Annotated in this window: 14 protein-coding genes; 2 read left to right on the top strand and 12 right to left on the bottom strand. The window is 36.2% G+C overall.

Annotated elements, in window-relative coordinates:
* Positions 1 to 6: 6 nt before the first annotated feature.
* The 3 genes from polX to zapA form a co-directional block, all read right to left on the bottom strand.
* Positions 7 to 1,710, bottom strand: a complete 1,704-nt coding sequence (gene polX / locus AM499_RS02395; RefSeq protein ID WP_053588698.1) for a DNA polymerase/3'-5' exonuclease PolX — start codon at positions 1,708 to 1,710, stop codon at positions 7 to 9.
* A gap of 106 nt (positions 1,711 to 1,816) precedes the next feature.
* Positions 1,817 to 2,359, bottom strand: a complete 543-nt coding sequence (locus AM499_RS02390; RefSeq protein WP_053588697.1) for a CvpA family protein — start codon at positions 2,357 to 2,359, stop codon at positions 1,817 to 1,819.
* A gap of 4 nt (positions 2,360 to 2,363) precedes the next feature.
* On the bottom strand, positions 2,364 to 2,624 hold the full coding sequence (zapA, locus tag AM499_RS02385; RefSeq protein ID WP_053588696.1) for a cell division protein ZapA: 261 nt from the start codon (positions 2,622 to 2,624) through the stop codon (positions 2,364 to 2,366).
* A gap of 78 nt (positions 2,625 to 2,702) precedes the next feature.
* On the opposite strand from zapA, the gene rnhC reads away from it, so the two are divergent.
* Together rnhC and rpoN are read left to right on the top strand one after the other, a co-directional pair.
* Positions 2,703 to 3,629 (top strand): ribonuclease HIII, encoded by a 927-nt coding sequence (gene rnhC / locus AM499_RS02380; RefSeq protein WP_053588695.1) that lies wholly within the window; start codon positions 2,703 to 2,705, stop codon positions 3,627 to 3,629.
* 186 nt (positions 3,630 to 3,815) lie between these two features.
* Positions 3,816 to 5,105, top strand: coding sequence for an RNA polymerase factor sigma-54 (gene rpoN, locus AM499_RS02375; protein WP_053588694.1), 1,290 nt, complete (start codon positions 3,816 to 3,818; stop codon positions 5,103 to 5,105).
* 622 nt (positions 5,106 to 5,727) lie between these two features.
* Here the strand turns inward: rpoN and AM499_RS02370 are convergent.
* The 9 genes from AM499_RS02370 to AM499_RS02330 all read right to left on the bottom strand — a co-directional run bounded on the left by AM499_RS02370 (position 5,728) and on the right by AM499_RS02330 (position 15,890).
* A complete protein-coding gene (locus AM499_RS02370; protein ID WP_053588693.1) occupies positions 5,728 to 6,900 on the bottom strand; it encodes a hypothetical protein in 1,173 nt (390 codons plus the stop codon).
* A 72-nt stretch (positions 6,901 to 6,972) separates the two neighbouring features.
* Positions 6,973 to 8,160: an amidohydrolase gene (locus AM499_RS02365; RefSeq protein ID WP_053588692.1), complete on the bottom strand. Its 1,188-nt coding sequence runs from the start codon at positions 8,158 to 8,160 to the stop codon at positions 6,973 to 6,975.
* A gap of 36 nt (positions 8,161 to 8,196) precedes the next feature.
* Positions 8,197 to 9,711 carry a histidine ammonia-lyase gene (hutH, locus tag AM499_RS02360; RefSeq protein ID WP_053588691.1) on the bottom strand — a complete coding sequence of 505 codons (1,515 nt, stop codon included), beginning with the start codon at positions 9,709 to 9,711 and terminating at the stop codon, positions 8,197 to 8,199.
* A 39-nt stretch (positions 9,712 to 9,750) separates the two neighbouring features.
* Positions 9,751 to 10,911: a M20/M25/M40 family metallo-hydrolase gene (locus AM499_RS02355; protein ID WP_053588690.1), complete on the bottom strand. Its 1,161-nt coding sequence runs from the start codon at positions 10,909 to 10,911 to the stop codon at positions 9,751 to 9,753.
* 17 nt (positions 10,912 to 10,928) lie between these two features.
* Complete coding sequence (gene hutI / locus AM499_RS02350; RefSeq protein WP_053588689.1) at positions 10,929 to 12,170, bottom strand: imidazolonepropionase; 1,242 nt, start codon at positions 12,168 to 12,170, stop codon at positions 10,929 to 10,931.
* A gap of 58 nt (positions 12,171 to 12,228) precedes the next feature.
* A complete protein-coding gene (locus tag AM499_RS02345; RefSeq protein WP_053588688.1) occupies positions 12,229 to 13,578 on the bottom strand; it encodes a YjiH family protein in 1,350 nt (449 codons plus the stop codon).
* A gap of 40 nt (positions 13,579 to 13,618) precedes the next feature.
* Positions 13,619 to 14,341 carry an amino acid ABC transporter ATP-binding protein gene (locus AM499_RS02340; protein ID WP_053588687.1) on the bottom strand — a complete coding sequence of 241 codons (723 nt, stop codon included), beginning with the start codon at positions 14,339 to 14,341 and terminating at the stop codon, positions 13,619 to 13,621.
* Positions 14,338 to 14,994: an amino acid ABC transporter permease gene (locus AM499_RS02335; RefSeq protein WP_053588686.1), complete on the bottom strand. Its 657-nt coding sequence runs from the start codon at positions 14,992 to 14,994 to the stop codon at positions 14,338 to 14,340. Before AM499_RS02335 ends, AM499_RS02340 begins: the two co-directional genes overlap by 4 nt.
* Before the next feature lie 71 nt (positions 14,995 to 15,065).
* The gene (locus AM499_RS02330) at positions 15,066 to 15,890 is read right to left on the bottom strand and encodes a basic amino acid ABC transporter substrate-binding protein (protein ID WP_053588685.1); all 825 of its coding nucleotides are present in this window, start codon (positions 15,888 to 15,890) and stop codon (positions 15,066 to 15,068) included.
* Positions 15,891 to 15,946 lie beyond the last annotated feature (56 nt).

Raw genomic sequence — 15,946 nt, 5'->3', positions numbered from 1 at the left:
TCCTATTTATTTCGTTATAAATTGCTTAAACATATCCAATGACCATGTATTCACAATTTCATCTTTGGATAACCAAGCTTTTTGTGCATAACGTACTCCAAGATCCATGTATTTAAGTTGGATTATATGATGAGCATCCGTATTTATGGCAATCGGAACACCTAATTCTTTTGCGATCCTTAAATATTCTGTTTTTAAATCTAACCGATAAGGGCTAGCATTGAGCTCAAGTATCTTTCCATATTCCTTTGCCCACTCGATTAAAGTCGGGACATCGGGATTGTACCCATTCCGAGTTTCAATTATTCTTCCGGTAGGGTGGGCAATCATGTGAACAAAAGGATTTTTAATAGCGTTAAACAAACGCTCCATTATTTTCTCCTCTGGCTGACTAAAACTTGAATGGATCGAAGCAATAACAAAATCCAATTGTTTTAATACATCCTCATCAAAGTCTAGCGAGCCATCAGGTAGAATATCCATTTCTGTTCCAGTAAATATTTCGATGTCTGTATACTTTTCGTTTATCTCGTGAATTGTTTCTATTTGATGCAACAAACGCTCTTTTGTTAGTCCATTTGCTACTTTTAAATAATCGGAATGATCCGTAATGACTAAATGCGAATATCCTTTAGTTCGACAAGCTTCCACCATTTCCTCTATGGAATAAGCTCCATCAGACCAAGTAGTATGCATATGAAGGTCTGCCTTTATATCCTCTAACTTTACAAGTCGTGATAGCTGATCTAGTTTTGTAAATTCTGAGCCATCCTCTCGAACAGTTGGGGGAATAAATGGCAAATCGAAAAATGCATAGAATTCCTCCTCAGTTTTAAAATGCTGAACTGTCCCGTCTTCTAACTCCACACCGTATTCACTTATTTTTTTCCCTTGGTCCTTTGCAATTTGCCTCATTTTAATATTATGATCTTTTAAACCTGTAAAATGGTTGAGAGCGGAGGCAAATTGATCAATGTTTACTAAACGAAAGTCAACGTCTACCTCATTCTCTACGTCAAGTGTAATAGAAACTTTTGTGTCGCCAGCAGCAATAACTTTTAAAACCGGGAGAACTTTCAAAATTTCTTCTCTAACTTCGATTGGGTACTCTGTTGCAATGATAAAGTCAATGTCCTTACTTGCTTCCTTTACCCGTCTATAAGAACCCGCAACAGAAAATTTTTCAATCGCGGTAATATGTGAAAGCTTCTCATTAATTATTTCAACAATTGGCTCTAATAGCCAAACTGCACTTCTTTCAGGTTTCACTTGAAAGTTTTCTAATTCAGCTAGTATTTTCACTTCTGTCTTCGCGGCAAAGCCAGGAAGTTTTTGAACCTTATGTGATTCACATGCTTCTTTCAATGCTTCAATTGAATCTATTTGTAATTCTTTATAAAGCTTTGCAATTTTCTTACCGCCAAGCCCAGGTATTTTTAACATAGGAAGTAATCCACTTGGCACTGAATTTTGTAGTTCAATTAGGAAAGAGGATTCTCCTTTATTCATCAAATCTTCAATAACAGCTCCTGTCGCAGCACCGATCCCTTTAAGTGATAAAATATTATCCATTTCTGAAAGACTTCTTGAATCTAATTCTATTACTTGGGCAGCTTTCCGAAATGCAGAAACTTTAAAAGGATTCTCACCCTGCAACTCCATATATAATGCAATCTTTTCTAAAGTTTTAATGATTGTCTTTTTATCCAAAACAAAAACCCCTTTCTGTCCATAGAGCCAAGCACTTGGTCAGTGCCTTGAGTAGCTATGTGCTAAGTTTAGATATTCAAAAAAAACTTCCCTCTACTGAGAGAAGTTATTTTTCGATATAAATATACCACCATTTTTTTACTGTTTCCGATAGTAAAGGAGTATGATCCAACATCCAAGATGTCAAAATAGATTTGGAAATTAAATTTTGAATAAAATCTATCGGTAGTAACGCAAAAACATAAAGTAAAACAAATAATATAAAATAAAACTCTATAAATCCTAAAACTGCACCCACAATATTGCTTATAAAACCAAGTATAGGCAAATACTTTAAAAAATCAAACATCGAAGCTAATAACTGTAATGCAAACTTTACAACAACAAAAATAAGTGCAAATGCAATAATACGATAAAATGTTTGATCCAAATCTAAACTTTCTACAGCAATTGTAAGCTTAGATCCCGCAGTTACTGCTGGAAAAGGAATCCATAAAACAAATTTATCCGCAAGTGGTTTATAATAAGTATAGGCAACGATTAAAGCGATGATAAATCCAGTCATATGAATAAGCTGAACAATTAACCCTCGTTTTGCGCCAGTAATTAAACCAGCTACTAGTAATATTAAAATCAGAATATCTAACATTTTTTCAGTCCTTTAACTTTTTCACTTCTTCTTCCAGAAGCTCTAATTGTTCTTTTACTTTTATGTAATCGTTTACTGCATTAACGGCTGTTAACACCCCAAGTTTAGCAATATCTAGTTGACTATTATGAGAATGAATTTCTCTCATTTTATCATCTACCATGGAGGCTACAAGACGCATATGTCCAGAAGTTTCTGTACCTACCATTGTATAATTCTGTCCATATATATCAACAGAAATTCTTGTTTTTTGTTGTTCTGACAAAGACATACCCTCCCCCAGAAAATCCTATTAATTATAATAACACGAAATAGATTCTGATGTGAAGAAAGGAACAATCGAATGTCCAATGTAGTGCTAGTATTATCACCCGATGAGATTAAAAAAGTGAAACTTCATTATATGAATTATAAAATTGAAAGATCTGCTCCAGGTGTCGTTTTTGCGGCAAAGCTAGCCGATACAGCTATAACAGTCTATAAATCTGGCAAAGTCATGTTTCAAGGAAACGGAGCATCTCGGGAAGCTTCTTTATGGGGAATGTCTCCTGAAAAAGTTACCGTTTCTACTAAAGGCGATACATTACCACCTAATTTCTCTTCTCTATCTGTCATCGGATCAGATGAAACTGGAACGGGTGATTATTTTGGTCCTATAACAGTTGCTGCATGTTTTGTACGCGAAGACCAAATAGAGTTAGTTAACGAGCTAGGAGTCAAAGATTCAAAAATGCTTACCGATGATGTGATGCGTAAAATGGCACCTGATTTAATGGCTTCATTATCACACAGTGTTCTAGTATTAAAAAATGAAAAATATAATGATATACAGAGCCGAGGTTGGTCCCAAGGGAAAATAAAAGCACTCATGCATAACCAAGCACTCAAGCATGTAATAAACAAAATAAATCCTGAAAAGCCATCTTTTATATTAATCGATCAATTTGCTGAACGTGGAATCTACTATAATCATATTAAGATGGAAAAAGAAATTATACGTGAAAATGTACTCTTCGCTACAAAAGCTGAACAACTTCATGTTTCTGTTGCAGCAGCATCCATTATTGCAAGATATGCTTTTTTGAAGGAGATGGATCGTCTTACCGAAATAGCCGGAACAACTATCCCTAAAGGCGCTAGCGCAAAAGTGGATGAAATAGCAGCAAAAATTTATATAAAAAATGGAGAAGCATTTCTAAAATCCATTACAAAATGGCATTTTGCAAACACGCAAAAAGCAATGATGCTTGTTAACAAAAGAAAATTTTAAAATACCTCATTTGGATACAAAGAGAATTTTAAGCATACTAGAGCAAACGCATTCCATTGTTTTTGCTCTTTTCTTTTCTACACTCATGTTAGAACATTCTTAATATTCATTATTTTTGTCGAAAATTCTGAGAATATATTGTATAATAATGAAAACGCTTTCGTAATTACTGAAGGAGGTTAGTTAATGGATTTGATTCTTAACCAAAGACAGGAACTCGGCTTAGTTATGACATTTCAGTTAAGACAAGCCATCGAACTATTACAATTCTCCACTTACGATTTATATCAATACATAAAAGAACAAGAGATTGAAAATCCATTGATAGAATTAAAGGAACAGACAAAGGATATAGTATATACCGAGCAAACGAATAGAAAATCGCTTTCTTCCTCTCCTACATCAGATATGCTTGATTATATAAAAAACGATGAAATCAGTATGAGGCAAAAGCTATGTGAACAAGTTAGGCTTCATTACAAAGAAAAAGATCAACAACTCCTTTCATATCTAGTTCAAAACTTAGATGATAGCGGGTACTTACGTTTAGATGATAGTGCAATATATGATGAAAAAACAGTTAAAAGAGGCATTCATCTTCTCCAAGAGATTGGACCAATCGGTATTGGCGCAAGAAGTTTAGTAGAGTGCTTACAATTACAATTAACATACAACTACCCAGATCAATTGCTAGCTAAAGCGATAATTGACAATCACCTTGACCTAATAGCGAATAGAAAGTGGAACGATATTGTACGTGTGATGAAAATATCATTAGAAAAAGTAAAAGAAATTTATGAGTTTATACAAACACTTAACCCAAAGCCTTGTCTACACTTGGCTGATTTTAAAGTTGAATATGTAGTACCAGACATTGTTGTTGAATTGAAAGAAGGAAAATTAATTCATTATTTAAATGAAAGCTATTTACCAAAAATTAGTCTAAATAAAGACTATTCCAGTTTATTAAACGTTAAGGATGAAACATCACACTATATTTCCAATCAATTTTCCAAATACAAGTGGCTGATAAACAGTATAGAGCAACGCCGCGTAACCATTTTGAAAATAATGAAAGTGTTATTGGAAAAACAAGCTAGTTTTTTTAAAGAAGGCTTTTCATCATTAAAGCCATTAACATTAAAAGATGTCGCAACGGAAATTGACATGCATGAGTCTACTGTTAGTAGAGCTACTATGAATAAAATTATTCAAACTCCTCATGGCACGTTCGATATACGCATGTTATTTACCTCCAAGCTTGAGACGGTAGATGGGAATTCTATCTCTCAAACGGAAGTTAAACAACTCTTAGAAAACATTATTAAGAAAGAAAATAAGTGTAAGCCTTTATCCGATCAAAAAATAGCCGATTATTTTATAACAGAAAAAGGAATTACAATCTCTAGACGTACAATAACTAAATATCGGGAAGAGTTGAATATTCCTTCTTCTAGTTTACGCAAAGAAATTTAATTGAAAAAGAGATTATGGTCAATCCATAATCTCTTAAACACTAAACATACTTGAATTTATTTTTATATAGATAGTTCAGGTCTTCCGAAGCTTACCGCTCGCTTTTCGCGGAAGAGCGCCGAGCCGCTTGGGCCAACAGGATGTTGGTCATGCAATCGTTGCCACAAAAGTTCTTTTGCGACGAGCTTTGCGCAGGAGCAGGATGCGGCGAACTTAGATTACCTTCCATTTGAATAGGCGCCTATAGCCTTCCTTCCTCTCCTACGCTGAGGGAACTAAAAAGTCCATAGAAATCGACTTTACTAAATAATGTCGTCCGATAAATAAGAAAAGCGTTGAAACGGCTCCCTTTCCGCTGGCGTTGCCTTAGCCTCCTCGCTGCGCTGCTGGACTGAGCGTAGCGAAATTAATTTTTGCGACGAGCTTGCGCAGGAGCAAGGGAAGCGGCTGAAGCCATGCCGGCGGAACGCGTCCGCCTGGAACAGGAAATTAACGGGTCCCAGACAAAAAGCGAGTATGTGAACGAAATGTCGTTCACATACTCGCTAAGAGATACCTTACTGCCTTTTGTCTTATATCTGAGAGATTATGAATTTTACATAATCTCTTTTTCTATTTCCCTTTATAGTGTTTTTATTAATATACTTGCAATAATAACCGACCCCACAGTTACAGTTGTAAAACCACCTACGAGCATGGGGGTTAATATCTCATTAAAAATCTTTTCTTCTTCTTCTTTATCTCTTCCTACACTTCTGCTAACTTCTTCACACACAATATAATCTCCAGGGAAGCCAAACGTAGCAGTTAGGGCCACTGGAATCCCTTTAAGTGGGTCCCACTTAAATATTTTTGATCCGATGTACGCACCGACAATAATTCCTATAATCCCAACTACCATAATAGATAGTACTTCTGGGAGGTAACCAATAAATTGGCCAAATGTAATATCATTCATCATGATAATAATTAAAAATATAATTCCTGCCATACCGACAGTAAATGCATTCGCACGCTCCATAACTCTCTCTGGATAAAATCCAATTAACCTTCCTAAAACACCGATAACTAGAGCCCATAAACTATATGGAATAGGTGTGTATTTCCCTAGAACAACTGCAAGAGCTCCACCGACAAATAATAAGAAGAGTAAAATTAAATTACTTCTAAATTTATCCGGAAGAAAAAACTTGTCATTTTCCTTTTCATTATTATCGCTTGCCTTATATTCTGAGACGTATGTTCCATTGTCCATTTCAGAACGAATTTTTAGTGCATATTTACGGAGAATATTTGTCGCGATAGGTATTCCAAATAAGGATTGTATCGCCATAATTAATACAGGAATTGTTACCAGTGAAACTAAGCCTAACTCCGCTAGTCCTTCTGACGTAACAAGAAGGGCGATAATACCTCCAGTTAGAGGACCAACACCCGCAACTGCTACAGAATAATCAAAAATGAAAGTAACAATTGTTAAGATTAGCACAGAAGCAAAGATTATACCTAACACTGCTATTGCAACCGCTCTCCATTGGGACTTAATGCTTTTTAACGGAATTAATGTTCCCATATGAACAATAATCGGAGCAGTACCTAAAACAGTACCTACAGTTACGAATCCAGAATCAACAATCATACTCTTTGGTAATATTCCTGTCCAAATTAGTACAAGATAACCCATCAACGCTATGAACAGCATTGGAATTCTTGCTTTTGTTAAAATAGATATTACCTCTCCAACAGCGATTAATCCTAAAATCACCATTGCTGCTACAACAGGTTCTTGAAACATACATCTCTTCCTCTTCTCTATCATTATTTTATGGAAAATTATTTATAGAGTTTTTCTAAGATGATGTACTTGTTAATTCAATAATTTAAACGGTGCTTTAATCAATAGCTTAAGGCCCATCTCCAAAGATTTTTCATCAATATCAAATCGAGGATGATGATGGGGAAAATTACGCCAATCATCAGCAAATGCTGCTCCAACACCTATAAAACAGCCAGGAACTTTGTCTGAAAAAGCTGAGAAGTCTTCCCCACCCATCATCGGTGGAACAATCATAATTGTTTCATCACTAAATTCTTCTTTAATAAGTTCTTCCATTTCCTCCGTTAATTTGTGATTGTTCATTACAGAACCATAACCATATATATAATCAAACTCGTAGGATGCTTTGTGAGCCTCTGAAACTCCTTTCACTATTTCTTCCATACGATGTACAATTTTTTCTCGAACTCCTTGATCAAAACTTCTTACTCCACCACCGATTTTAATGGAATCGGGTATGATATTTTTTGCGGTTCCACCATTAAACTCAGTAACGGAAACTACCGCTTGTTCTAATGGCGCTACATTGCGTGCAATTATATGCTGCATGTTATTTACTACTTGCGCTCCTATTGATATGGGATCAATTGTTTCTTCAGGCTGAGAGGAATGTCCCCCCTTACCAATAATTTTAATGTCAAACACGTCTGAATTTGCTGAGAATGTTCCATAAGGCATAATAACTTTTCCAGTTGGAATATTGGAAAAAACATGTAATCCAATTATTTTGTCGACACCATCCAGCACTCCAGCTTTCACCATTTCTTGCGCACCACCAGGAAAGAGTTCTTCAGCGTGTTGGAAAATAAATCTTATCTCACCTTTTATTTCATCCTTTAGTTGCACAAGAATTTTAGCAGCACCAAGGAGCATAGCAGTATGTCCGTCATGCCCACAAGCGTGCATGACGCCCGAATTACTTGAAGCAAATGGCAACCCAGTTTCTTCCGTTATGGGCAAAGCATCCATATCAGCTCGCATCGCTAGAACTTCACCGGGCTGGCTACCTTTCAGACGTCCCACTACACTTGTTTTTGTTGGACGTGTAACTTCTATATTTCCAAATGATGTGAGTGTTTCAAAAACATATTGAGATGTTTTAATCTCTTCATACGATAATTCAGGGTTTTGATGAAAATATCTTCTCCATTTAATTACGTCCTCAAATACATCTGTAATGAGGCTATCCATGTTACTTTTTAATTGAAATTCCGTCATTTCCTTCCCCCCATTTTAGAAATAGCTTTATTAATATTACTTGCCGAATTTTAATACGTCTTCTCGCAAAATATACTGGGCTAATGCTTCCATTTGGTCAGAGATTGCTCGATCACTATCTAATGGCGGGCATATCGCTCGCACTTTTTCTAAGTAATCCCTTGTCGCTGGTGCAAGTTGGTTTTCCGCTTTCTCTAAGTAAATCGCTTGAGATGCACATATTAACTCAATAGCAATGACTCTCGCGCTGTTATGAACAATTTCACGTGCTTGGCGTGACCCAATAGTCCCCATACTCACATGATCTTCCTGGTTTGCTGACGTCGGAATGGAATCAACACTTGCTGGATGAGCAAGGACTTTATTTTCCGAAACTAGAGCAGCCGCAGCATATTGCGGAACCATTAATCCACATTCTAAACCTGGATCCATAGCTAAAAATGGAGATAACCCACTTAATTGGGGATTAACTAGACGTTCCGTTCTTCTTTCTGAAATATTCGCCCACTCTGCAGCCCCAACTTTCAAAAAATCCATTGCCAATGCAATTGGTTGACCATGAAAATGTCCACCAGAAATTATTTCACCATTTTCTAATATAATAGGGTTATCCGTTGCAGAATTAATTTCAATTTTCAGTCTTTCTTCTACATAATTAAATGCTTGCCAGGATGCACCATGAACTTGAGGAATACATCGAATGGAGTATGCATCTTGCATTCTTATTTCCCCTTGATGCGTAATTCGTTTACTTCCTTCCAACCAATTTCTCATTCGAGAAGCGACGAATTCCAGTTCCGGATGTGGACGTACAGCTAATAATTCACTATCAAAAGCAGAAATAATTCCTTGTAGTGCTTCCATTGTTAAGCATGCAGCCATATCCGCGGCTAAGCCTACACGTTCTGCTTCATTAATTGTAACAACTCCAACTCCAGTCATCGCCTGTGTCCCATTGATTAATGCAAGTCCTTCTTTTGCTTCTAAGGAAACAGGTGTTAAACCAGCTCGCTTGAGAGCTTCAGCACCCGAAAGAATCTCACCTTCATATTCGGCTTTCCCCTCACCTATTAACACTATTGCTACATGAGCTAACGGTGCCAAATCGCCACTTGCTCCAACTGACCCCTTACTAGGGACAATAGGATGAACACCTTTATTAATCATATTTACTAATAATAGAAGTGTGTCTTCTTTAATCCCTGAAAAACCTTTTGCTAGTGCATTTGCACGAAGAACCATCATCGCCCGTACAACGGGTGTTGGTAGTGGGTCTCCTACCCCAACTGCGTCTGCACGTAGTAAATTTAATTGTAATTTCGCGATATCTTCTTTTTCTATTTCGATATCACTTAATTTACCAAATCCAGTATTGACTCCATAGATCACTTTTCCATCTCTAAGCTGTTTTTCGATTCTTTCCCGACTAGCACGTACCCTTATTAAATCAGCCTCTGGTACAATCGCCTTTACATCCCCATAAACCACACGCTCAATTTTATGTCTATCTAACGTACGTCCATCTAATTCAACTACTTCTTCATTTCTCATTGTCCGTTCACTCCCTATGTCTACTACTAAATAGAATAATTATTTATGATTCTCATACCATTGTTCTATTAATTCAGCTGTTAGTCTACCTGTATTTATTAAGTTTTCTATACTAATACATTCTCTAAAGGAGTGGATGTTTTGAAACCCATTACCCAAAGTAATACAAGTCAAACCATTCTCGTTAAGTACATTAGTATCTGCACCTCCTAATGTTTCGGTTAAATATGGTTTTACATGTATGTTTCTCGCTGATTTTTCAACCGTGGAGGTTAGAATATGATCCTTAGGAATATCAAATCCGCTATATTTCTTTTCAATACGAACATTTACTTTACCATCACTTTTTCTAGCTGCCTCTTGCATCGCATCCTCCATATGCTTTAACTGGCGTTCTAATTTATCTTTAGAAAAGCTTCGTACTTCTCCTGCCACCGTCACAGAACCAGGAATAATGGATGTTAATTCTCCTCCATTTATAATACCTATATTAGCTAGTGTCTCTTCATCAATGGTGCCTAACTTCATATTCAATAAGCCATTTGCAGCTATTAGAAATGCACTATTTCCTTCCTCAGCGTTTAGTGCAATATGTGCCGCTCTACCTTCCACTTCCATCCAGATGCGACTACTGTATGGTCCTTTTAAAATTATTTGACCGACATCGCCACTACTATCAAAAATGTAACCTGCTTTACTCTTAATCTTTGAATAGTCCATATATTTTGCTCCCACAAGTCCTGGTTGCTCATTAACAGTTAAAACAAATTCAATTGGTCCATGTTGTATCCCGCTTTCAACAACCGCTCGAATTCCTTCTAAATATGCAGCTAATGCAGCTCGATCATCTGCACCCAATATAGTTGTGCCATCAGAATAGATAATTCCATCTTTTATAACTGGTTTAAGTCCATCAGTCGGAAGCACTGTATCCATATGTGTAGAGAAAAATAGTGGAGGAATAGTTGCATCAGTTCCCTCATGCCAAGCAATTAAATTACCAACTTCACCATTAAAATTTTTATGTGCTTCATCAAATTCTATTGTAAATCCAAGCTCCGGTAATGCTTTCATTAAATATTCCGCTACAAGTTGTTCTTTAGTACTTGGACCATTAATTTTTGCAAGTTCCAAAAACAACTGGAGCAAGCGCTCTTCTTTTACTTCTTCTGCAGCTGAAGTGAATTGTTTTTTTGTCATCTATAACTCCTCCTATTTTATCGATTGACTACTACTTTGCCGTCTTTAATAACTGTTTCAACTATGTTCGTTCCAAGCTCGTAGGCTATATGTTTATACGTAGGAATATCCCAAATCTGCAAGTCTGCTAGTTTACCTACTTCAATAACACCACGATCATTTAAATTTAGTGCTCGTGCACCTCCATATGTAGCCGCTTTTATTGCTTCTTCAACTGTGAATTTATACAGTCTACATGCAAGGTTAATAACAAATTGCATGGACTCTGTATAACATGCAGGGCATAAATCAGTTGCAAGAGCTATTTCCATCCCTAAGTCGAGCATTTTTCTCGCATCAAATGGTTGTTTGTGTCTAACAGCAAAATCCAATGCCGGCATTAATACTCCTGTGACTTTGGAATGTGCTAGCCTTTCCATTACTTCTACAGGTGTATAATTAAGATGATCTACGGAAACCATGTTCATCTCCACCGCTAAATCAGATCCTCCAATATAGGAATAAGCATCTGCGTGTAACTTCGGTTTCATTCCATATTGCAAAGCAGCTTCCAATATTAGCTTTGATTCCTTCGCCGTATAGTAACCTTCATCACACCAAGCATCACAGAATTCTGCAAGATTGCGCTTACCTACTTCTGGAATCATTTCATTTATAATAATAGAGAGATAATCACTCTTTTCCATACCTTTCGGAAAACCATGTGCTCCCAGAAAAGTATTTAATACATCGACAGGAGTTTCTCTATCAAGCCTTCTTCCCACCTCAAGTATTTTAATTTCACTTTCGGTAGTCAAACCATACCCACTTTTACTCTCTATTGTTGTAATTCCGTAATTTAACATGCTTAGCATTCTTTTCTTGGACTGTTCAAATAAATCTTCTATGGAAGCATCCCGTGTCAATTCTATCGTCCGATTAGGACCTGTAGTAATGCCAAGTTCTTTTAATTTTTCAGGATTGTTGCCAGTCAGTTTTGCTGCGTATTCCTCTACGCGTGTACCGTTAAATACTAAATGTGTATGACAATCTACAAATCCAGGTGCAACTACTTTTCCAGTCGCATCGATTATTTGTGTATTTTCAATATCAAACTTCTTACTTAGTTCATCTTTTAATCCGACTCCAATAATTCTTCCATCATTAATTACAATCGAAGTATTCTTTAGAACTCCAATGCCAGACATACCTTCGCCAGAACAAGTTACGATTTCCGCTGCATTACTAATTAAAAGGTCGACTTCTATTTTTTCACTCATTGTTTTCATACCTCCATTATAAGTAGTAAGAGACACATTTCAGCCACACCTCGCTATTTTAGAGGAATAAAAATGCAAGTGGTGTAACAATAATTAGCGTTAATATTGTTCTCCAAAACCAAATTGCTAATATATGAGTCATCTTAATTGGTATTTCCGTTGATAGAATACAAGGTATCAAAGCAGAGAAGAAAAGAATCGTTGAGATGGAAAGAGATCCAATGATAAATCGAGTTTCTAAACTTGCCTCCAATACAACCAATGACGGTAAAAACATATCGATCAGGTTAATGGCTGCAGCCTTTGCAGCTAGAAGTGGTTCTGGAATTTGAAGAATCCAAGTTAATGGATAAAAAATATAACCAAGAAAGTCGAACACCGGTGTATGATTGGCCAATATTAGCCCAAATAATCCAATGGACATAATGGACGGTAAAATACCCATTGCCATTACTAATCCATCTTTGACATTCTCATAAATATTTGTCTTTAATTTAGGAGCATTATGAGCAGTAAGCATTGCTTGCTCCCATGCATACTTTACTCGATTCTCTTTTATAATTTCTTCTGGATAACCTTCTTCTGTGTAATACTCATCGCTCATTTTATTTATTGGCCAAATTCTTACCGTAATTGCTGTTACCACAAAAGTAACTAAAAACGTGAGCCAAAAATATAAATTCCAAATATGCATTAAGTCTAAAGTGTTTGCCACAACAATCATAAATGTAGCGGACACAGTTGAAAAACCCGTTGCAATAATAACTGCTTCTTTTTTTGTATATTTACCTTCCTTGTAAATTCTGTTCGTTATTAACAAACCAATTGAGTAACTACCAACAAAAGATGCAACTGCATCAATAGCAGATCTACCAGGAGTTCTCCATATTGGACGCATGATCGGCTGCATGAAAATACCAATAAATTCAAGTAATCCATATCCGACTAACATTGCTAAAAAGATGGCACCAATTGGTACAAGAACTCCAATAGGAATGAGTAAACTATAGTACCAGTATGGGCCCATATCTTCTGCCATAAGCCAGGCAGGACCAATTTCAAACAATACAAGAAAAGCAGCAATAGCTCCTAATACTTTAAAACCAGATAACACCATTTCCACTTTACTTTTGCGCCATGTCTTTTTGTAAAATGGGTAAGCTGCACCCAAAACTACTAATATCATGGCATAATAGGCATTTGCCGTATTAGAAAATGACCGAATCCATGTAACCAAATGATCTAAAGGAATGGAATTTTTATCATTTATATTGATAGGTATAAAAAACATAAAGATTCCTATCGTACTAAAAAAGAAGAACTTTAAGAAATTCCGAAACGAATATATCTTTTGTTGCTCATTAAACGAAACTTGATGATTTTCTAATGATTCTGGAAGGCTATTCATTTTTTCACCCCATTTTTGATTTCTTAAATCTCGGAAACTATTAGAGAACCTTGCTCAAGAAGGATTTTGTACGATCGTGTTGTGGGTTTTCAAAAATTTCTTTTGGAATATTTTCTTCCACTATGAAACCACCATCCATAAATATAACGCGGTCACCTACTTCTCGAGCAAATCCCATTTCATGAGTTACTACTACCATCGTCATCCCCTCTTTTGCTAATTGCTTCATTACTTCCAGAACTTCCCCAACCATTTCAGGATCTAATGCAGATGTCGGTTCATCAAAAAGCATAATTTTCGGCTCCATCGCAAGTGCCCTTGCAATAGCTACTCGTTGTTTTTGACCGCCTGATAGAGAATCGGGATAAGCATTTGCTTTCTCTTCAAGTCCCACTTTGCGAAGTAAATCTAAGCCTTTTTTCTTTGCTTGTTCTTCCGAAAGTTTTCTCACCCTCATAGGGGCAAGTATTATATTTTCCATTACCGTTTTATGGGGGAATAAATTAAATTGTTGAAACACCATACCTACATCAGTTCTAACTTTATTAATATCTGTCTTCTTATCCGTTATATCAACACCTTCTATAGCAACACGACCATCCGTGATGGATTCCAGTAAATTCAAGCATCGTAAAAAGGTCGATTTTCCGGACCCTGATGGACCAATAACTACCACAACTTCTTTTGGCTTTATGACAACATTAATATCTTTTAATACTTCGTTACTACCAAATGATTTTTTTAAGTTCTTCACTTGTATCATTCTGTTGCCAACCTTCTTTCAAGATGATTTAACAAGAAGCTTAAAGTAGTTGTTAGTACGAGATAAATAAGGGCAGCGGTCAGATAAGGCTCCCATACTCTGTAATATTGACTTGCTAATGCACGCCCATAATACATCAGCTCTGGAGTTGCAACAATCGCTGCAAGTGAAGATTCCTTAATTAGGACGATAAACTCATTACCCAGTGGTGGAATCATTCGTTTGAATGCTTGTGGCAAAATTACATCTTTCATTGATTGCACATGATTCATACCTAGTGAACGTGATGCTTCCATTTGGCCTTTATCAATCGATTGAATCCCAGCTCTGAATATTTCTGATATATAAGCACCCGCTATTAATGAAAGTGCGATAATACTAGCTATTATTCCATTTGTATGACCAATAATCATAGGAACTACCCCAAAGTGGATCAATAAGATTTGGACAAATAAAGGTGTTCCTCGGAAAAATACTATATAGCAACTACATATAAAAGAAATAACTTTATTTCGCATCATTTTTCCTAAACCTATTAGTAATCCTAATATTGTTCCTAGTAGTATTCCAATAAGTGATAATCCTATTGTTAATAACGTTCCCTTTAAAAAGAAAGGAATATATTCCACTAAAATGTCTAGTCTAAAATCCAATAGGTTCCCCCCCTAGTAAAAACTAAATAGCGTAACTAATAAATTCAAAGTTACGCTATTTCATTTTCATATCATTCCTGTTGAGCAAGTATTGTATCAACATCCGGTTCTGTTCCAAACCATTCTTTATAGATTTTTGTATATGTTCCATTTTCAAGAATTGTAGTCACCGCTTTATCAAAATCTCCTGTCAGTTCACTTCCCTTAGGAAACATAATTCCATAAAACTCACTCTCAAATCCTTGTTCATCTGTAATTACTACAAGCTTTTGGTCGGGATTATTTTTTGCATATTCTTCCACTACTGCATTATCTGCAACAACAGCATCAGCCCCACCGCTAATCATTTCCATGATAGCTAAGTTATTATTATCGAATTTTTTTATATTACTATTATTTTTACCAAGAATACCTTCCACTGCTTCCTGACCAGTCGTTCCACCTAATACCGCTACTACCTTATCATTCTTTAAGTCCGCAGCAGTTTTAATATCACTACCTTCTGGAACTAGAATTTTATTAGTTGATAGATAATATGGAACTGAGAAATCGTACGTTTGCTTTCTTTCATCATTGATTGTAATTGCACATATCCCTAAATCAGAAAGCTTACTTTTTACTTCAACAAACAGTGGATCCCATCCAACATTAACTAGCTCAATCTCATAACCAGCTTCTGCTGCAACAGCATTCATAAAGTCTACATCGAAACCAGTCATATCTCCTTTATCCAAATAAACAAAAGGCGCATAATTAGCCTCTGTTGCAACTTTAAGTGTTTTCTTATCTCCACCGCTACCATTCTTATCTGCATCTGCATCAGCCTCTCCTGACCCACATGCCGCTAAGATTAAAGAGAAAATCATGACCATCGTAAGAAATAAATTCTTTTTCATTCCATTGCCCCCTATTTTTTTGTTTTTTTAGAGCCATTTATCCATGAAACTAAAAG

This window comes from Bacillus sp. FJAT-22090 (assembly GCF_001278755.1).
Taxonomy (GTDB): domain Bacteria; phylum Bacillota; class Bacilli; order Bacillales_A; family Planococcaceae; genus Psychrobacillus.
This window is presented reverse-complemented; position numbering and strand designations above follow the sequence as displayed.